Raw genomic sequence first — 18255 nt, 5'->3', positions numbered from 1 at the left:
CTATGGTCATCACGTATATCGCCAAGGAGCATTTGGCATGGGGAATTCCAAGTCAGCAGATAGATAAGCCGCAACAGCTTTTTGTTGTTGCGGCGTGCTGTCGAACTCATTCCGACCGGATCCCTAGTGGCAGACGCCGCCCGATTTCTCTTTCGAGCGGAATTTTCTCATGTCTGACATACGCCCGTCCTGGGCTTACTCGCTGCCGGCTGCACTGCTGCTGATGGCGCCTTTCGACATCCTCGCTTCACTGGCCATGGATATCTATCTTCCCGTCGTGCCTTCGATGCCCGACATTCTCGATACCACGCCTGCGGTCATCCAGCTGACGCTGAGCCTCTATATGATCATGCTGGGTCTCGGGCAGGTGGTGTTCGGCCCTCTTTCGGATCGTATCGGCCGCCGCCCGGTCCTGCTTTCTGGCGCGCTTGTGTTTGCCGCATCTTCCTTTGGAGCAGCTCTTGCAGGGAGTGCTCCCATCTTCGTTCTGTGCCGCCTGCTGCAGGCCATCGGCGCGTCGGCAGCCTTGGTCGCGACCTTCGCGACCGTGCGGGATGTTTACGGCAATCGCCCCGAGCAGGCCATTATCTATGCCACATTCGGATCGATACTCTCCTTCGTGCCGGCGCTCGGTCCGATAGCTGGAGCGATTATTGCGGAGCGGTTCGGGTGGCGCGCCGTCTTCATATTGCTTTCGCTTCTGGCATTGGCCGCGACCTTTCATGCCACGGCGAAATGGCATGAAACGAGACCTCAAGGCTTGACCGGGCCGCGCCGACTCATCTGGCCGATCTTCAAAAGCCGGTCGTTCTGGACCTATACGCTTGCCTTCAGCGCGGGAATGGGGACGTTCTTCGTGTTCTTCTCGATCGCTCCGCGCGTGCTCATCGGCAGGGCCGGCTATTCCGAGCTCGGTTTCAGCATTGCCTTTGCAACGGTTGCCGTCGTGATGATTGCGGCGGCACGCTTCGCCGGATGGTTTGTCGAAAGATGGGGCGTCGCAGGCTGCGTTGGACGGGGTATGGGGTTGCTTCTTATCGGTGCGGCAGCTCTTGCGCTCGGCCAACTCGATGGGGTGCCGTCCTTCGCAAGCTTCGTGCTTCCGATGTGGATCATGGCGGTCGGCATCGTCTTTGCGGGATCGGTGACGGCAAATGGAGCGTTGGCGGAATTCGGCGATATCGCTGGCTCGGCCGTGGCGTTCTATTTCTGTATTCAGAGTCTGATTGTAAGTGTTGTCGGAACGCTGGCGGTCGCCGTGCTGGATGGCGATAGCGCATGGCCGCTTGTGGGTTTCTCCGCTGTCATGGCGCTGTTGGTATTGGCAGCACTTCATAGGCTGCAGCGTCACACCGCCTTGGCTTGATCCGCCAAGCAAGTGCCCTTCACGGGGTAAAATCTGAAACGACCGCCCGCGAAGGTGAGCTTCGCGGGCAATCAGTTTTGTCTCGTCCTGCTCCAGAACCCTCCTAGCGCCACCCCAATGCCGGTGCGACGTGCGTCAGGATGCTCTCGATCACATGGGCGTTGTAGTCGACCCCAAGCTGGTTTGGCACCGTCAGCAGCAGGGTGTCGGCCGCGGCGATCGCTTCGTCCTTTGCCAACTCCTCGATCAGCACATCCGGTTCAGCGGCATAGCTACGGCCGAAAATGGCGCGTGTCTTCTCATCGATGAAGCCGATCTTGTCAGCATCCTTGCCGCTCTGGCCGAAATAGGCGCGGTCGAGATCGTTCACCAGCGCGAAGATGCTCCGGCTAACCGAAACCCGCGGCTCGCGTTTGTGCCCGGCTTCTTTCCAGGCCTCGCGATAGAGCCTGATCTGGTCTGCCTGCTGGACGTGGAAGGGCAGGCCGCTTTCATCATCCTTCAGCGTCGAGCTCTGCAGGTTCATGCCGAGCTTCGCGGCCCATACGGCCGTAGCATTGGAGCCGGCACCCCACCAGATCCGCTCACGCAGGCCCTCGGAATAGGGTTCCAAGCGCAACAAGCCTGGCGGGTTGGGGAACATTGGCCGAGGGTTGGGCTGTGCGAAGCCTTCGCCGCGCAGCAGATCGAGCAGCACTTCCGTATGCCTGCGGCCCATATCGGCATCGCTTTCGCCCTCCATTGGGGCATAGCCGAAGTGGCGCCACCCGTCGATCACCTGTTCGGGCGAGCCGCGGCTAATGCCGAGCTGCAGCCGGCCGCCGGCGATAAGATCCGCAGCGCCGGCATCCTCGGCCATGTAGAAAGGATTTTCATAGCGCATGTCGATGACGGCGGTGCCGGTTTCGATGCGGCTGGTCTTGGCGCCGACAGCTGCCAGCAGTGGGAAGGGTGAGGCAAGCTGACGTGCGAAATGATGCACTCGGAAATAGGCGCCGTCCGCACCCAGCTGTTCGGCCGCGACGGCTAAGTCGATCGATTGCAGCAGCGTATCGGCAGCCGAACGGGTTTGCGACTGGGACGAGGGCGTCCAGTGGCCGAATGAAAGGAAACCGATCTTCTTCATGGTGCAATCCTACTATATCCGGTTAGCACGGCCTGATTCCGCATCACTTATATCCATGCAGACACATAGCGCGTCCAAGGCGCCGCCTGTTTGCGTCTTCATGGCGTGGCTTGCAAAGGCCGTAGGTTCAGGCGGCTATATGTGCATGGATGCAGCGGATGGAACAGCGCAATCTGTGAACTGATCGTCAATGCCGACGAGGTTGTGTTCTTCCCATATAGGGTTTCCTGCGTGTTTCCTAACATGAACAAATTTTAACGAAGACATTAACAATCAGATAACGCACCGCACCGAAACTGCCGCGCGTGTGAGTGCATCTCTCGCTTTCAATGTCCTTGAAACAAGAAATGGCAGGAAACCATGTTTGCAAGAAATTTCGCCCCCGCTCTGGTCTTCGTCGCATTCAGCGCCGGTATCGCGCATGCGGAAGTGCCCGTCCGTATCGATCAATTCGATCATTGGGGCGCATATTCTTATAAGTCCGGCGACAATGTGAATTGCTATGTTCTATCGAGGCCGGTCGCGCAGCAGCCCGCCAGTGTCGACCATGGCGACAATTTCTTCATCGTCTCGCGTCTGTCTCCCGGCGATAAATTGGTTCCGGAGGCCGCAATGGGTTATGACCTGAAAGACGGTGCTCAGATGACGGCGACGGTCGGCGACCAGACATTCCCGATGTTTACGAAAGACCGGCACGGCTGGGTAAGGAATGAGGCGCAGGAGCCGACCATGATCACTGCCATGAAGGGAGGTGCGCAGCTGCAACTGCAGGCAACCTCCAAGCGAGGTACTGAAACCAGTTATTCCTACTCGCTGTCAGGCATTACCGCTGCTCTGAAGCGGATAGAGACATGCCGGTAAAACTGGAGGCTGAGCGGCGATCTGGGATTCCGTCCTGCCAAGTTGCATAGCTCGCGAGCTGGCCGGCGTCTTCTCATCGCGCGCAGAAGGCGCCAGGCCGGGCCATTTCGAGTAATATCTCTTGTGAAATCAAAAATCCTGATATAAATGAAATCTATTGATGGGGAATTCAGGATTTTATGCAGCGCGGCTTTCTGACAATTTATGCGGGTGAGAACGCTGCGGTTTTCCGGGCGCTATCGGCGCCGGCACGTGTCGACATGTTGAAGCTGCTCTGCGCAAGGGGCTCGCTGAATGTCAACGAGATCGCCCGGGAGCTTGATCTGCCGCAATCGACTGTCGCCACTGGTATCATGATCCTGGAGGAGGCCGGTCTTGTCGAGACCAAGGCTGCAAAGGCGCGCAAGGGTTACCAGAAGATCTGTACCGCGCTTTACGACGAGATCCTGCTGAGCTTCGAGGATCAGGCCTTCAAACATGATGAGGACGTGATCGAAGTCGCCATGCCGATCGGTCTCTATACGAGCTGCGAGACGCATGCGCCTTGTGGCCTGTGCTCGACCGAGGGCGTCATTGGCCTGCTGGATGTCCCTGACTATTTCCTTGATCCGCAGCGCATGCAGGCAGGTCTTCTCTGGTTCGGGCGTGGCCATGTCGAATATAAATTCCCGAACAATGCCAAGATCTTGAACAGGAATGTCAATGCCATCGAATTCTCGATGGAATTGTCCTCCGAAGTGCCTGGCACCAATCCGGACTGGCCGTCCGACATCACTGTGTGGATCAACGGCGTCGCCGTTGGTACATGGACGTCTCCGGGCGATTATGGCGATAAGCGCGGGGCTTTTACGCCAAGCTGGTGGAAGCTCGAAGGCTCTCAATACGGCAAGCTCAAGACCTGGCGAATCTCCAAGAAGGGCACCTTCATCGACGGAGTTGCCTCTTCCGATGTGACGATCGATGATCTTGCTATCAGTCAGCATTCGTCGATCCGCCTGCGGATCGGGATTGCCGACGATGCGCGCAACACCGGTGGCATCAATATTTTCGGCCGCGGTTTCGGCAACTATGGCCGCGATATCCTTATGCGCATCGATTTGGCGCAATAGTATCATAACTTTTGATATATAGCATATCGGCAGAGTTAAATTCCCATAAGTCGTATTTTTCGTAAACGCCTGATTTTGTGGAGTATTTCGCCAATTCGCGAGTGTTGCCTTCATGGCTTTTGCGATGTTTACCGCCTCAAGTGCGTTGACGACCTTCCAAAAGTGTATCAAGATCAAGGTATAAGAACGAAATATCTGATATATATGGGAGGAAGGCCGTGAAGGCGCATGTGATCGTCCACCGTGATTTCCGAATCGCCGACATCGATGATCGGCTTTACAGCTCTTTTCTGGAGCATCTAGGCCGGGCGATTTATGGCGGCATCTACGAGCCGGGCCATCCGACAGCGGATGAGAATGGATTTCGCAAGGATGTGATTGAGCTTGTGCGCGAGCTCAACTCGCCCTACTGCCGCTATCCCGGTGGTAATTTCGTTTCGGCCTATAATTGGGAAGATGGCGTCGGGCCGCGATCCGAGCGCCCTGTGCGTCTCGATCTTGCCTGGCGGACACGCGAGAGCAACCAGATCGGCGTCAATGAATTCGTCGATTGGTGCAAGAAGGCCAATACCAAGCCGATGCTTGCCGTCAATCTCGGCTCGCGCGGGCTGGATGCGGCGAGAAACTTCGTTGAATATTGCAATCATCCGGGCGACACATACTGGTCGGATCTGCGGCGCAAGCACGGCTGGGCCGATCCGCATGGGGTGAAACTGTGGTGCCTCGGCAATGAAATGGACGGTCCCTGGCAGGTGGGTCACAAGTCGGCTTACGAATATGGACGCCTCGCCGACGAGACTGCCAAGGCCATGCGCGGCTTTGATAAATCGCTCGAACTCGTCGTCTGCGGCTCGTCCAATTCCGACATGAAGACCTATCCCGATTGGGAGGCTGAGGTTCTGGATCAGTGCTACGACAGCGCCGACCACATCTCGCTGCACATGTATTTCGCCAACCGCGAGAGAAACACGCTGAACTATCTGGCCAAGGCCGAGAAGCTGGATCGCTACATCGTCACTATCGGCGGCGTCATCGACTATATCAAGGCGAAGAAGCGGTCGAAGAAGACCATCGGCATTTCCTTCGATGAGTGGAACGTCTGGTATCACTCCAACCAGCAGGACAAGGAGATCCTTGCCCGCGATGAATGGCCGGATGCGCCGCATCTGCTCGAGGATGTCTATAATTTCGAGGACGTGCTGCAGGTCGGCGGCATTCTCAATACCTTCATTCGCCGCTCCGATCGCGTTCGCATTGCCTGCATCGCCCAGCTTGTCAATGTGATCGCACCGATCATGACGGAGGATGGCGGCCCGGCATGGCGGCAGACGATCTACTATCCGCTCTATTTCGCCTCGAAATACGGTCGCGGCTATGCGCTGCGCCTCGTCACGGATGGTCCGACCTATGACAGCGACGAGGCCGATGATGTGCCTTATCTCGATGTGTCGGCCGTACACGACGAGATGGGAAAGATGGTCACGCTCTTTGTCGTCAACCGCCATCCCGACAGCGCGCTCGATCTAGATACACGTCTCGAAGGCTTTGCCGGAGCCCGGGTCGTCGAACAGCATGAAATCGTCAACAACGATTTGCAGGCAACCAACACCGCAGCGCATCCGAACGCGGTCGTCCCAACCAATACGGGCGACGCCAAGATCGAGGACGGCCGGCTTCGTGCCACGCTGAAGCCGCTGTCCTACACGGTAATCCGGCTGGCGGTGTGATGTCTTGCCGCCGGGGTAATGTGCACCGGCACCGAAAACGGACAAATGGTCGCGAGGAGGCGACTGACGACCCGTTGCAGGCCCGGACCGCCGCACGCTGCTTTGAGCGGCCGGCCGGGAAAAGGGGTGAAAATTGCGGTCTGCTCACTTTCGCTTGAGTGTGCCGCGCAGTCGATAAAAATGGGAGGAGATCATGAAGCAGTGGAAGAAGCTTGCCTTCGGCGTCGCGCTGGCCACGTTCGGCCTCATCGCGGCAGCCAAGGCTCAGGACTATACCGCCTTGCCCCGCAAGGAGACCTTGATTGTCGAAAACCCTGAGGGAACGATCAAGAATCCGGGCTGGTTCAACATTTGGGTCAATGGCGGCGGCGGCGTTTCGACCGGCCTCCAGCAGCTGACAATGGACACGCTCTGGTACATCGATCCGGAGAAAGGCCTGGGCGGCTCGGCCTGGGACAACTCACTTGCTTCCGACAAGCCGCAATATAATGACGATTTCACCCAGATGACGGTGAAACTGCGCAAAGGCCTCTATTGGAGTGACGGCGTCGAATTCACCGCCGACGATGTGGTCTACACCGTCAAGACCCAGATGGACCATCCGGGTATGAACTGGAGCGCGGCCTTCTCGGTCCAGGTGGCAAGTGTGGAGGCGCCGGATCCTTATACGGTCGTCTTCAAGCTTAAGAAGCCGAATTCCCGTTTCCACGCCATCTTCACCGTTCGCTGGAACGGCGCGTGGATCATGCCCAAGCATGTCTTCGAAAAGGTCGCCGATCCGGTTCGCTACGACAATGCCAATCCCGTTTCGCTTGGCGCCTACAAGCTGAAGGCGTTCGATCCGCAGGGCAAATGGTACACCTGGGAGAAGCGCGACGACTGGCAGCGCACCTCGCTTGGCCGTTTCGGCGAGCCGGCCCCGAAATATGTCACCTATGTCGATCCCGGCCCGCCGGATAAGCGCACCATCGCGCAGCTCGAGCACAATCTCGATATCATTCACGACAACACGCCGGAAGGCATGTTCACGCTGAAGGAAAAGTCGAAGACCGTCGATAGCTGGTTCCCAGGGTTCCCCTTCGCGCATCCGGATCCGACGCTGCCGGCTGTGATTTTCAACAATCAGGATCCGCTGTTCCAGAATGCCGATGTGCGCTGGGCGCTGGCACTGCTCATCGATATCAAGGCTGTCGATATGGCGAGCTATCGTGGCGCGGCCACGCTTTCCGCGCTCGGCGTTCCGCCGACGGCGATCGCCATGACGGATTATCAGGCGCCGATGCAGGATTGGCTGAAGAATTTCGAAGTTGACACAGGCAAGCGCAAGATAAAGCCCTATGATCCCACGATCGGTCAGCAAATCGCCGATATCCTGCGCAAGCAGCCGAAATACAAGGATCAGATCCCGACCGATCCGGCCGCCATCAGTGCTGCCTTCGGTTACGGCTGGTGGAAGCCCGATCCGCAGGCCGCCGCTGAGCTCTTGGAAAAAGCCGGCTTCAAGAAGGTGGGCGGCAAATGGATGACGCCTGACGGGCAGCCGTTCAAGATCCGACTGACGGTCGAAGGCGATACTCGCTCCGTCTTTACCCGTGCGGGCACTCTGATCGCCCAGCAATGGGCAGCCTTCGGGATCGATTCCAAAGCTGCTCCATCCACCAGCGTCTGGCAGGCGGGATTGCAGCCCGGCAACTATCAGGTTGCGATTGCATGGAGCGTCGAGACCTGGGGTGGCGATCCCGATCTGTCCTTCTTCCTCGACAGCTGGCATTCGGAGTTCGTCGCCAAGAAGGGTGAGAACCAGGCACCGCGCAACTGGCAGCGTTGGTCCAATCCGGATCTCGACAAGATCATCGAAAATATTCGCCGCGTCAGCGCCGATGATCCGAAGGGCATCGAACTTGGCAAGGACTATCTGAAGCTGGTCGCGCAGCAGATGCCGACCATTCCGCTGATGTCCTATAACGTCTTCACCTCGATGGATACGACCTACTGGAAAGGCTATCCGACCATTGCCGACCCCTATACGGACCCCGTTCCCAATTGGGCGAACTCCCGGTTGATGATGGTCAAACTGAAGCCGGCACAGCCCTGATTTCTCCCGACCCTGATGCGGCAACCGCCGCATCAGGCACCTTTCGCCGGACACTAGGCAGGTCCGGCGAATCTTTTGAATTGATGATGAAGCGCAAGCAGCGAGGAAGACGGCGGCATGACGTCCTATCCAGTTTTCGTATTGAGACGATTTGGCCAATTCCTGCTCGTTGTCTTCCTCGGCATTTCCGCGACGTTCTTCATCACCCACATGACGCCGATCGATCCCGTCGAGGAAAGCATCGGGACCATCCAGCAGATGGGCCAATCCGATCCCCGCGCTGTCGAGCTGATGCGTCAATCGTTGCGTGAGCTTTATGGTCTTGAGGGCTCCATCTGGCAGCAATATCTGCATTTCTGGGGGCGTCTTGCGACCGGCGATCTCGGGCCGTCGCTTTCGGCCTTTCCCACGCCCGTTTCCGCCATCATCGCGAGGGCGCTGCCCTGGACGATCGGTCTGATGACCGTTTCCGTCATCCTTACGTTCATTCTCGGTAACATGATCGGTGCACTCGCCGGCTATTATCGCAAGAGCTCGGTGCTGAAGGCCGTTAGCCTGGTCTTCATCGCCATGCAGCCGATCCCCTATTACATCCTCGCCTTCGTGCTCATCATTCTCTTCGGCTATGTCTGGCCGATCCTGCCGATCAATGGCGGCTATGAGATGAACACCAACCTGCAACTGTCCTTCACGCTGGTGCTCGATATTCTTCGCCATTCCATCCTGCCGGCGCTGTCGCTGATCCTCGTCGGGACGGGCGGCTGGCTCATCGGCATGCGGGCGCTGGTCTCCAATATCATCACCGAGGATTATGTCGTTTTCGCCGAGCTCGGCGGCGTGCCGAAGCGCAAGATCCTGCGCTCCTACATCGCCCGCAATGCCATGGTGCCGCAGTTTACCGGCCTTGCCATGTCACTCGGCGCGGTCTTCAATGGTACGGTCATCACAGAAATCGTCTTCGGCTATCCCGGTATCGGCAATCTCCTGATTTCGGCCGTGCATGCCGGCGACTACAGCCTCGTCCTGGGGCTCAGCGCGCTATCGATCGTTGGTGTCGCTGCGGCCGTATTCATCATCGACATATTGGGTCCGCTGATCGACCCGCGCATAAAGGTGGAGTAGGCCATGCTGACGATCGTTCGCGACCTTGCTCGCCAGAATATGGAATTCCTTTTCGGTCTTCTGTTGCTCGCCATCATCGTCGGGCTGGTGATCCTGTCTTATTTCTCGCCCTATGGCCCAGCCGATCTTTATCTGCTGCCGCCCGACATGCCGCCGGATGGGCAATACTGGCTGGGTACGACATCGCGCGGCCAGGATGTCTTCTGGCAGCTCACGACGGCGCTCCGCAACACGCTCTATTTTGGCATCGGCGTCGCCATTCTCTCGCGCATCATCTCGCTTGTCGTGGGGCTGGTGGCTGGCTATGCCGGAGGCGCCGTCGATCGAGTGCTGATGGCGATCAATGACAGCATCATGGTCATTCCGCAGTTTCCGCTGCTGATCCTGTTCTACTTCGTGCTCAAGGATGAAATGACCTGGACGGTGCTCATCATCGTCATGGCCTCGCTTGGCTGGTCCTATGACGCACGCCTGATCCGCTCGGTGGCGATCAGCCTGAAGACGCGGCCTTTCACCACACAGAGCGTCTATTCCGGCATGAGTATGCGCAAGATCCTCGTCGAGGAACATCTGCCCTATGTGCTGCCGATCGTCTTTGCCACGACGATGAACAACATGATCTGGTCGATCGGCATGGAGATCACGCTCGCGGTGCTCGGTTTCACCGATATCGAAACGCCGACCATGGGCATGATGATCTATTGGGCCAATGCGCATTCGGCGCTGATCGCCGGAACATGGTGGTGGGTTGCAGCGCCGGTCGCCGCCATCGTGGTGCTGTTCATGGCGCTCTTCCTGCTGTCGATGTCAATGAATGAATATAACGACCCCCGCAGTCGTTTGAACCGGATGGGAGGCTGAGGCATGGAGGCTGTCGTCGAGGTCAACAACCTCAAGGCTTATTACCGGGCCTTCCTTTATGGCGTCGATCGCGAGGTGCGGGCGGTTGACGATATCAGCCTGTCGATCGGCCGCGGCGAGATCTATGGCGTTGCCGGTGAATCGAGCAGCGGCAAGACGACGCTGATCAAGACGATCGCGGGCGCGATCCGGCCGCCGCTTCGTGTCGTCTCGGGTGCCGTCAAATTCCATTTCAACAATGGAACGCAGGACATCTACGCCATGACGGCCGAGCAGCGGGCATCGCTTCGCTGGCGGCATCTCTCCTATGTCATGCAGGGGTCGATGAATGTGCTCAATCCCGTGCGCCGCATCCGGCACTCCTTCACGGATTTTGCCTTCCGCCACATGAAAGCCGATCGCGGCACGTTCTTCGATCGGGTTGGCGCTCACCTTCAGCGATTGAAGCTGGATGCCCACCTCCTCGATGCCTATCCGCATGAATTATCGGGCGGCATGCGCCAGCGCATGACGATCGCGCTTGCGACCATCCTGACGCCGGAATTCATCATCGCCGATGAGCCGACGACGGCGCTGGATGTCATCGTTCAGCGTGACGTGCTGCAAATGATCCGCGAGATGCAGCGCGAGATGGGGTCCTCCTTCCTGTTCGTCACCCATGACATGGGTGTTCACGCCGCCGTTTCCGATCGTATCGGCATCGTCTATGCCGGTCGGCTGGTGGAGGAGGCGCCGACGCGCAAGCTTTTTCATCTGCCGCTCCATCCCTATACGCAGCATCTGGTCGCAAGCCTGCCGCGGATCGGGGATGCCTCGACGCGGCCCTCGCTGGAAGGACGGCCGCCCAATCTCGCCATGCCGCCGGAGGGATGCCGTTTTCATCCGCGCTGCCCGAAGCGCATGGACATCTGCAGCCGCGAAGTGCCGCCTATGGTCACCGTCGAGCCGGATCGGCGTGTCGCCTGTTTCGCGGTGACGGGAGGAGCGCGATGAGCGATCTTCTTTCACTTGCGCATGTCAGCAAGATCTATCGTCAAGGCGGTATGCTTAGCCGCCGTCATATCACGGCGGTTCGCGATGTCAGTCTGAGTCTGGGAGAGGAGCCGGAAATCCTCTCCATCGTCGGTGAGTCGGGCTCGGGAAAATCCACCATTGCGTCGATGATCCTCGGCCAGACGGCGCCGACATCGGGCAGCCTGAATTTCCGCGGCAGACCAGTGGCCATTCATGGCCGCTCCGAGCGGCGCGCCTTCATGCGGGAGGTGCAGCCGGTCCTTCAGAATCCGTTCGAAGCGTTTAACCCCCTCAAGAGGGTTGATCGATATCTTTTTGAAACGGCAAGGAATTTCGCGCCGATAGGCCCAAGGCCAAGCCGAGCCGATGTCGAGCGTATTGCCGACGAGGCGCTTGCCCATATCGGCTTGACCCTTGCCGAGGTGAAGGGGCGATTTCCGCATGAGCTTTCGGGCGGGCAGCTGCAGCGAACCGCCATTGCCCGCGCGCTCATACCGCAGCCCCGTTTGCTGGTAGCCGACGAGCCGGTCTCTATGGTCGATGCTTCGCTTAGAATGGCGATCGTCAATCTCTTCGGTCAGCTGAAGAAAGACCTCGGGCTGTCGATCATCTACATCACCCACGATCTGGCGACCGCCTACTACATCAGCGATCGCATCATCATCATGAAGAAAGGTGAGATCGTCGAGCAGGGTGGCGCGCGCGCTGTTCTCGACAATCCGCAGCATCCCTATTCGCAGGCTTTGAAAGAAGCAGTGCTTTCCACTACGCCCGAGATGGAGCCGGCGACGCTTAGCTGATCTGCCGGCTTCAACGCGAGATCCGGGTCGAAAGAATGATGGAAGACAGGGTGCGTTCGACTCCGTCGATCGTACCGATGTCGTCGATCAGCTGATCCAGCTCGGAGATCGAGGGTGCTGCGATGATCGCGATCAGATCGAATGTGCCGCTGACCGAATGAAGCGTTGTTACCTCGGGGATAGCATTCAGCGATGCCGTCACGGCTGACAATGCTTTCGGCGCGATCGTGATCAGCACATGCGCCCGAATAAGGCCGGAGAGATAGGTCTCCGACAGCCGCACACCATAGCCCGCAATCACACCCTCCCGCTCCAGCCGTTCGAGCCTCGCCTGAACGGTGGTGCGCGACAGCGACAGCTTTTTGGCGAGAGTCGCGACCGGCATCCGGGCATTCTGGCCGAGCAAGGCGATCAGTTCGCGGTCCTTATCGGTCACCTGCATGGCGGCTCCTGCATTTTGCAAATTCTATTCGTCAGTTTGTATAGTTTTGTACAACGAAATGCATTTTTTGTCGCTATGAATCGTTCAACTCCTACCTACACTTATAAAAATCTTATCAATGAAATGCAGGGGAGTCATATGAAAGACATAGTGGTCATCGGCGCAGGCAAGATCGGTGGGGCGATCGCTCTGATGTTGGCCGAAACGGGCGATTACACGGTCGTCGTCGCCGACCGCAGCCAGGAACAGCTGGACAAGATCGACCACCATCCTGCGATTTCCACCGCCGCCGTCGATATCGCCGACCGCGCCGGGCTCGTCGGCGTTCTGAAGGGCAAGTTCGCCGTCTTGTCGGCAGCACCGTTCCATCTAACTGGTTTCGTCGCGGAAGCGGCACTTGAGGCCGGCGTTCATTATCTCGACCTCACCGAGGATGTGGCCACGACCAAGAAGGTCGAGGAACTGGCCCAGGGTGCAAACACCGCCTTCATCCCGCAATGCGGCCTGGCGCCGGGCTTCATCTCGATCGTCGCCAATGATCTTACCAAGCATTTCGACAGCCTCGACAGCGTGCGCATGCGCGTTGGCGCGCTGCCGCAATATCCATCCAACGCTCTAAACTACAATTTGACCTGGAGCACGGACGGCCTCATCAACGAATATATCGAGCCCTGTGAAGCGATCGTCGAAGGCAAGCTCGTCACCGTGCCGGCCATGGAAGAACGCGAGGAATTCTCGCTCGACGGCGTCACCTATGAAGCCTTCAACACGTCCGGCGGCCTCGGCACGCTCGCCAAGACTTTGGCCGGCCGCGTGCGGACGATGAACTACCGCACCATCCGCTATCCCGGCCATCAGGTCATCATCAAGGCGCTGCTAAACGACCTCAACCTCAAGAACCGGCGCGATGTGCTGAAGGATCTGTTCGAGAATGCGCTGCCGGCAACCATGCAGGACGTCGTCGTTGTTTTCGTCACAGTCTGCGGTTGGCGCGAAGGCCGCTACATGCAGGAAACCTATGCCAACAAGGTTTATGCAGGCATCGTCGCGGGCAAGAAGATGAGCGCCATCCAGATCACCACCGCAGCCGGCATTACCACCGTGCTCGATCTGCTGGCTCAAGGCAAACTGCCTGCGAAAGGCTTCGTCTGCCAGGAAGAGATCGATCTCGGCGATTTCCTCGCCAATCGCTTCGGGCAGGTCTACAGCCTGGAAAAAATCAGGATGAGAGAAGCCGTCTAAGCGGCTACTTTATTTGATGTTTTGTATGTGGCGCCTTCGGGCGCCACATGTATTTCGGCTGTTGAGGAAACTTTCTGAAGGCTAATCAATCAGCCGTTCGAGGATTTCGATCGGGTGCGGGATGATCTGATGATCGATCTTTGCAACCTGCGAACGACAGGAAAAGCCGGTCGCCATGACAACGGCTTGATTGCCGCTTTCGGCGATCTTGTCCTGCCAGCTCATTGCATAGAGTTTTTCCGAGAGGGCGCGATTGCGGACCTCATGGCCGAAGGTGCCGGCCATGCCGCAGCAGCCTACATCGGCCATGTCGAGCTTGATACCCAATTTCCCGAAAAGCACGGACCATTGCTTGAGAGCAGCCGGCGCATTCGTTCTCTCCGTGCAGTGGGCAAGCAGCGTGAAGCGTTCGTGCGGCACAGCCTCTGATGCTGGTATTCGGTCGAGATTCGCGGCGAGCCATTCCTGAAGCAGCAGCACCGGCGCGCGCAGCTTGGCGGAGGGCAGGGCGACATATTCGCTGCGATAGGTCAGCGTCATCGACGGATCGATGCCGACAAGCGGGATGCCCATTTGCGAGATGCGATCGAGATAGTCACGCGATTTCGCCGCCGCCTTCTCGAAGCGGCCGAGATAGCCGTGTACATGCAGGGCTTTGCCATTCCGCTGCGAAGCGGCGAGCAACGGTTTGAAACCCATCTTTAGGGCGAGCTTGAGCGCGGCGATGGCGACGGCTGGATCGAAATAGGTGGAGAAGACATCGGCTACAATGACGACCGCTTGGGCTCGCTCCTCTATGGAGAGCTTTCTCAACCGTTCAGGAGTAGCAACCTGCACGTTGAGACGAGCGGCTTCCCTTTCCAGCGATACTGCAGGCATGGCGGGAAGCGCGGTGAGACCGGCAAGCCGCATCAAGCCCTGGCCGGCGGTAGATCCGGTGAGCAGGTTGTAGCCGGGCTTGAAGCGCGCCATTAGCGGCAGAGTCGTCTCGATGGCAGCCACGATCGGGTCCTTGAAGGGCCTAAGGTATCGGCCGTAATAGAGTTCCAGAAATTTCGATCGGAAGGCCGGGACGCTAACCTTGACGGGACATTGGCCGGCACAAGCCTTGCAGGCGAGGCAGGTATCCATTGCCGCCCGCACCTCATGGGAAAAATCGTCTCGATTGGCTGGGTTAAGCGAGTTGACCGCTCGCCGCAGGAGATTGCCGAAATGGTTGGTGCGGCGTTGAGCTTCGGCCTCGCGTCGCGGATCGAACTGCCGTTCAGCCAGCAGGCGCAGCCATTTGCGCATCAATGCCGCGCGGCCCTTCGGCGAATAGCGCCGATCACCCGTTGCCTTGAAGGAGGGGCACATCGGGCTTGTCGCGTCGAAATCGAAACAGGCGCCGTTCCCGTTGCAATAGGCTGCATTGTCGAAGGCGGCACGGATGTCGTTGCCGATGATACGATCGAAGTCGCCACGCAGTGACACTTCGTCGATCTTCAGCAACGGGCGGGATGAGCCGGATGCGATCTTGCCGGGATTGAGGCGATCGCTGGGGTCGAATGCGCGCTTGATTTCCTGCAGACTGGGATAGAGTTCGCCAAAATATTCAGGAACATATTCGGAGCGCACGCCCTTGCCATGTTCGCCCCAGAGCACGCCGCCATATTTGCGGGTGAGGGCAACGACGCCGTCGCTGATCTTGCGTACGAGTGGCTGGTGGTCGGCGCGGGTAAGATCGAGCGCCGGGCGGACATGCAGCACGCCGGCATCGACATGGCCGAACATGCCGTAATCCAGCCCCTCGGCATCAAGAAGGGCTCGGAATTCCCTTATATAGGCAGCCAGATGCTCGGGCGGAACGGCGGTGTCCTCTACGAACGGCACTGGCCGCACTGGTCCTTCGACATTGCCGAGCAGGCCGACCGCGCGCTTGCGCATTGACCAGATTGCTTCGATCTCGGCCTTCTCGCGTGCGATTGTGTAACCCTTATGGCGTGCTGAAGAGCGGTCATCAAGTGCGGTGGTGACATCTGCGAGCTTGCGCTCCAGCTCATCGCGATCGTCGGCCAGCACCTCGACGATATTGATGCCGTTGGCCGAGCCGGAGGCGTCCTCCGGAAAGAAGTGGGCGATGCCGCTCCAGACGATGTCACCCTTGGCGAGACCCAGCACTTTTTCGTCGACCGTTTCGACCGAGGCGACCTTCAATGCGACCAGCCGTCTGGCATCTTCGAGCGCAGTGTTGAAATCGCCATAGCGGATGTTGATGAGGGCCGATTGTGCCGGGATCGGCAGCACGTTGAGTTCGGCCTCGGCAATCAAAGCAAGTGTGCCTTCCGAGCCGCACAGTACCGCATTCAGATCGAAGCGGCCGTCCTCTCGCCGGATATGGGCGAGATCGTAGCCGGTCATGTAGCGGTTAAGCTTCGGAAAGGTCGCCGCGATCAGCTTGCTTTTGTCCCTGGCGATCGCGTCGACCACCCGGTGAACTTCACCGATCCGATCATCACGCGCCTTGATCTCGTTCAGCTCGGTCTCGGCTAGCGGGCGCGACCACCAGTCGCTAGCGTCTGAGAGCACCACATGCAACCCGAGAATATGGTTGCTGGTCTTCCCGTAGAGACACGAGCCCTGGCCGCAGGCATCGGTGGAAATCATGCCGCCGATCGTGGCGCGGTTGGAGGTGGAAAGCTCGGGCGCGAAGAATAGCCCGTGTGGTTTCAGCGCCTTATTGAGCTGATCCTTGACGACACCGGCCTCGACACGGGCGATCCTTCGAACCGGATCGATCTCCAGAATGCGGTTCATATGCCTGGAGCAGTCGACGATAATGCCCGAGGTCAGGGACTGCCCGTTCGTCCCGGTGCCGCCGCCGCGCGGAGCGATGACAAGATCGGAAAATGCGGGCTCGGATATGGCTTTGGCGATGAGTTTCAGATCTTCGACGCCGCGCGGATAGAGAATTGCTGTCGGCTTGACCTGATAGATGGAATTGTCGGTCGCGGCGACCGTCCGCGCGCCATCATCCGTCTCAACATCTCCTTGAAAGCCGAGTGCTGATAGTCGACGGGCGAAGGCGCCGGTCTGATGTTGCAAACTGTCTTTCGCCGAAACGAGGCGTGGTATCATGATGCGAAGACTTCCGGCGTTTTACGCGATGATTGAAGCATTCCCGCTTTTAAACGGAATTATGGAAATGCTCTATCTCTTTGTTTTCACGCAATTCCGGATGGGCAGCCATCTTGCGCGTCTGCCGCCGCTGTTCTAGCGTCGGAGCGCCGCGCAGGCCTTTTCGATACGGTCGAGGGCTTCGATGAGATCGGCTTCCGACGTCGCGTAGGAAATGCGGAAATAGGGCGACAATCCGAAGGCCGAGCCGGGTACGACAGCGACATGGGCCTCATCGAGCAGATAGGCGCAGAAATCCGCATCCGTCTCGATCATCTTTCCCGATGGCGTTGTCGTTCCAAGCACGCCGGCGCAGCCGGAGAATGTGTAGAAGGCGCCTTCCGGCATAAGGCAATCCAGGCCCTCAATGGCGTTGAGCCTTCCGACCACCAGATCGCGCCGACGCTGGAAACTTGCCTTGCGACCCTCAAGAAAATCCTGCGGGCCATTCAGTGCGGCAACGGCCGCTGCCTGGCTGACGGAAGAGGGGCAGGAGGTCGCCTGGCTTTGGATGACCGCCATCGCCTTGATGAGAGCCTTGGGACCGCCAGCATAGCCGATACGCCAGCCGGTCATGGCATAGGCCTTGGAAACGCCGTTGACCGTCAGCGTCCGGCTCTTGAGGCTCGGCTCGAGGGCGACAGGCGTGGTGAACTCAAAGCCCACATAGACGATATGCTCATACATGTCGTCGACCATCAGCCAGACATGCGTATGGCGCAGCAGCACCTCGATCAGCGGCAGATAATCGGCCTTGGAATAGGCAGCACCTGATGGATTCGATGGCGAGTTGAGGAGCAGCCAGCGCGTCTTGGACGTGATCGCCTGTTCGAGCTGATCAGCCTTCAGGCGGAAGCCGGCGGCAGCGTCGCAGGGGATCAGAACAGGCACGCCGCCGCAGATCTCGACGATATCGGAATAGGAGGTCCAATAGGGCGTCGGGATGATGACCTCGTCGCCCGGATTGATCGATGCCATGAAGGCGTTGAACAGGATCTGTTTCGCGCCCGTCGCCACGGTGATTTCGTCGAGCGCGTAGTCGATGCCGTTCTCGCGCTGGAACTTTCCGGCGATCGCCTTCTTTAGCTCCGGCGTGCCGTCGAGCGCGGTGTATTTCGTTTCGCCGCGATCGATGGCGGCCTTGGCCGCTTCCTTCACGTTGTTGGGTGTATCGAAATCCGGTTCGCCCGCACCAAGAATGATAACGGGCAGGCCGTCACGCTTCATCGCGCTGGCGCGCGCTCCTATCTGAAGAATGGTGGAAACGCTAATGGAGGCGATCCGCGAAGCGGGCTTGAAGCCCGCCTCCTCGATTTTCGTGGCGATCGTCATGG

General features: G+C 58.6%; 15 protein-coding genes. 11 read left to right on the top strand and 4 right to left on the bottom strand.

All coding sequences use genetic code 11. The annotated features are described in order from the left end of the window. Nucleotides 1-169: 169 nt before the first annotated feature. Entirely contained in the window at nucleotides 170-1366 is a 1197-nt protein-coding gene (cml, locus tag AC13RE_RS16520; RefSeq protein ID WP_488563730.1) for a CmlA/FloR family chloramphenicol efflux MFS transporter, read from the top strand. 103 nt (nucleotides 1367-1469) lie between these two features. Here the strand turns inward: cml and AC13RE_RS16515 are convergent, their stop codons facing one another. Continuing rightward, a complete protein-coding gene (locus AC13RE_RS16515) occupies nucleotides 1470-2492 on the bottom strand; it encodes an LLM class flavin-dependent oxidoreductase (protein WP_488563729.1) in 1023 nt (340 codons plus the stop codon). Between the two features lie 360 nt (nucleotides 2493-2852). Between AC13RE_RS16515 and AC13RE_RS16510 the strand changes: the two genes are divergently transcribed. The 8 genes from AC13RE_RS16510 to AC13RE_RS16475 all read left to right on the top strand — a co-directional run bounded on the left by AC13RE_RS16510 (nucleotide 2853) and on the right by AC13RE_RS16475 (nucleotide 12081). Further along, nucleotides 2853-3353 carry an invasion associated locus B family protein gene (locus AC13RE_RS16510; RefSeq protein ID WP_488563728.1) on the top strand — a complete coding sequence of 167 codons (501 nt, stop codon included), beginning with the start codon at nucleotides 2853-2855 and terminating at the stop codon, nucleotides 3351-3353. A 179-nt stretch (nucleotides 3354-3532) separates the two neighbouring features. Next, on the top strand, nucleotides 3533-4462 hold the full coding sequence (locus AC13RE_RS16505) for an ArsR/SmtB family transcription factor (protein ID WP_095436627.1): 930 nt from the start codon (nucleotides 3533-3535) through the stop codon (nucleotides 4460-4462). 218 nt (nucleotides 4463-4680) lie between these two features. After that, nucleotides 4681-6189, top strand: a complete 1509-nt coding sequence (gene arfA, locus AC13RE_RS16500; protein ID WP_488563727.1) for an arabinosylfuranosidase ArfA — start codon at nucleotides 4681-4683, stop codon at nucleotides 6187-6189. A gap of 193 nt (nucleotides 6190-6382) precedes the next feature. After that, complete coding sequence (locus AC13RE_RS16495; RefSeq protein ID WP_488482713.1) at nucleotides 6383-8284, top strand: ABC transporter substrate-binding protein; 1902 nt, start codon at nucleotides 6383-6385, stop codon at nucleotides 8282-8284. 117 nt (nucleotides 8285-8401) lie between these two features. After that, nucleotides 8402-9406, top strand: coding sequence for an ABC transporter permease (locus AC13RE_RS16490; RefSeq protein ID WP_113390417.1), 1005 nt, complete (start codon nucleotides 8402-8404; stop codon nucleotides 9404-9406). A gap of 3 nt (nucleotides 9407-9409) precedes the next feature. After that, nucleotides 9410-10267, top strand: coding sequence for an ABC transporter permease (locus AC13RE_RS16485; protein ID WP_015342901.1), 858 nt, complete (start codon nucleotides 9410-9412; stop codon nucleotides 10265-10267). Between the two features lie 3 nt (nucleotides 10268-10270). Then, a complete protein-coding gene (locus AC13RE_RS16480) occupies nucleotides 10271-11260 on the top strand; it encodes an ABC transporter ATP-binding protein (RefSeq protein ID WP_488563726.1) in 990 nt (329 codons plus the stop codon). Then, nucleotides 11257-12081: an ABC transporter ATP-binding protein gene (locus AC13RE_RS16475; protein ID WP_488563725.1), complete on the top strand. Its 825-nt coding sequence runs from the start codon at nucleotides 11257-11259 to the stop codon at nucleotides 12079-12081. Before AC13RE_RS16480 ends, AC13RE_RS16475 begins: the two co-directional genes overlap by 4 nt. Before the next feature lie 10 nt (nucleotides 12082-12091). Here the strand turns inward: AC13RE_RS16475 and AC13RE_RS16470 are convergent, their stop codons facing one another. Continuing rightward, complete coding sequence (locus AC13RE_RS16470) at nucleotides 12092-12523, bottom strand: Lrp/AsnC family transcriptional regulator (RefSeq protein ID WP_488563724.1); 432 nt, start codon at nucleotides 12521-12523, stop codon at nucleotides 12092-12094. 138 nt (nucleotides 12524-12661) lie between these two features. Here AC13RE_RS16470 and AC13RE_RS16465 point away from each other — a divergent pair, with 138 nt between their 5' ends. After that, complete coding sequence (locus AC13RE_RS16465; protein ID WP_488563723.1) at nucleotides 12662-13765, top strand: saccharopine dehydrogenase family protein; 1104 nt, start codon at nucleotides 12662-12664, stop codon at nucleotides 13763-13765. An 81-nt stretch (nucleotides 13766-13846) separates the two neighbouring features. Here the strand turns inward: AC13RE_RS16465 and ydiJ are convergent, their stop codons facing one another. Next, entirely contained in the window at nucleotides 13847-16882 is a 3036-nt protein-coding gene (ydiJ, locus tag AC13RE_RS16460; protein WP_488563722.1) for a D-2-hydroxyglutarate dehydrogenase YdiJ, read from the bottom strand. Here ydiJ and AC13RE_RS16455 point away from each other — a divergent pair. Beyond that, a complete protein-coding gene (locus AC13RE_RS16455; RefSeq protein WP_488563721.1) occupies nucleotides 16881-17021 on the top strand; it encodes a hypothetical protein in 141 nt (46 codons plus the stop codon). The genes ydiJ and AC13RE_RS16455 overlap by 2 nt on opposite strands. On the opposite strand, the gene AC13RE_RS16450 is transcribed toward AC13RE_RS16455, so the two are convergent. Further along, nucleotides 17018-18253 (bottom strand): pyridoxal phosphate-dependent aminotransferase, encoded by a 1236-nt coding sequence (locus AC13RE_RS16450; RefSeq protein WP_488563720.1) that lies wholly within the window; start codon nucleotides 18251-18253, stop codon nucleotides 17018-17020. The two genes, AC13RE_RS16455 and AC13RE_RS16450, sit on opposite strands and share 4 nt — an antisense overlap. Nucleotides 18254-18255 lie beyond the last annotated feature (2 nt).

The organism is Martinezella sp. CNPSo 3959 (assembly GCF_057784355.1).
The sequence above is the reverse complement of the archived record's forward strand: the minus strand, read 5'-3'. Positions and strand labels throughout refer to the sequence as shown.

Excerpts from the sequence above, each read along its gene's own strand:
- AC13RE_RS16470 (WP_488563724.1), bottom strand. The coding sequence starts at position 12,523 with ATGCAGGTGACCGATAAGGACCGCGAACTGATCGCCTTGCTCGGCCAG.
- AC13RE_RS16465 (WP_488563723.1), top strand. The coding sequence starts at position 12,662 with ATGAAAGACATAGTGGTCATCGGCGCAGGCAAGATCGGTGGGGCGATC.
- AC13RE_RS16450 (WP_488563720.1), bottom strand. The coding sequence starts at position 18,253 with ATGACGATCGCCACGAAAATCGAGGAGGCGGGCTTCAAGCCCGCTTCG.
- AC13RE_RS16455 (WP_488563721.1), top strand. The coding sequence starts at position 16,881 with ATGATGCGAAGACTTCCGGCGTTTTACGCGATGATTGAAGCATTCCCG.
- AC13RE_RS16490 (WP_113390417.1), top strand. The coding sequence starts at position 8,402 with ATGACGTCCTATCCAGTTTTCGTATTGAGACGATTTGGCCAATTCCTG.
- cml (WP_488563730.1), top strand. The coding sequence starts at position 170 with ATGTCTGACATACGCCCGTCCTGGGCTTACTCGCTGCCGGCTGCACTG.
- AC13RE_RS16475 (WP_488563725.1), top strand. The coding sequence starts at position 11,257 with ATGAGCGATCTTCTTTCACTTGCGCATGTCAGCAAGATCTATCGTCAA.
- ydiJ (WP_488563722.1), bottom strand. The coding sequence starts at position 16,882 with ATGATACCACGCCTCGTTTCGGCGAAAGACAGTTTGCAACATCAGACC.
- AC13RE_RS16495 (WP_488482713.1), top strand. The coding sequence starts at position 6,383 with ATGAAGCAGTGGAAGAAGCTTGCCTTCGGCGTCGCGCTGGCCACGTTC.
- AC13RE_RS16515 (WP_488563729.1), bottom strand. The coding sequence starts at position 2,492 with ATGAAGAAGATCGGTTTCCTTTCATTCGGCCACTGGACGCCCTCGTCC.
- AC13RE_RS16510 (WP_488563728.1), top strand. The coding sequence starts at position 2,853 with ATGTTTGCAAGAAATTTCGCCCCCGCTCTGGTCTTCGTCGCATTCAGC.
- AC13RE_RS16480 (WP_488563726.1), top strand. The coding sequence starts at position 10,271 with ATGGAGGCTGTCGTCGAGGTCAACAACCTCAAGGCTTATTACCGGGCC.
- AC13RE_RS16485 (WP_015342901.1), top strand. The coding sequence starts at position 9,410 with ATGCTGACGATCGTTCGCGACCTTGCTCGCCAGAATATGGAATTCCTT.
- AC13RE_RS16505 (WP_095436627.1), top strand. The coding sequence starts at position 3,533 with ATGCAGCGCGGCTTTCTGACAATTTATGCGGGTGAGAACGCTGCGGTT.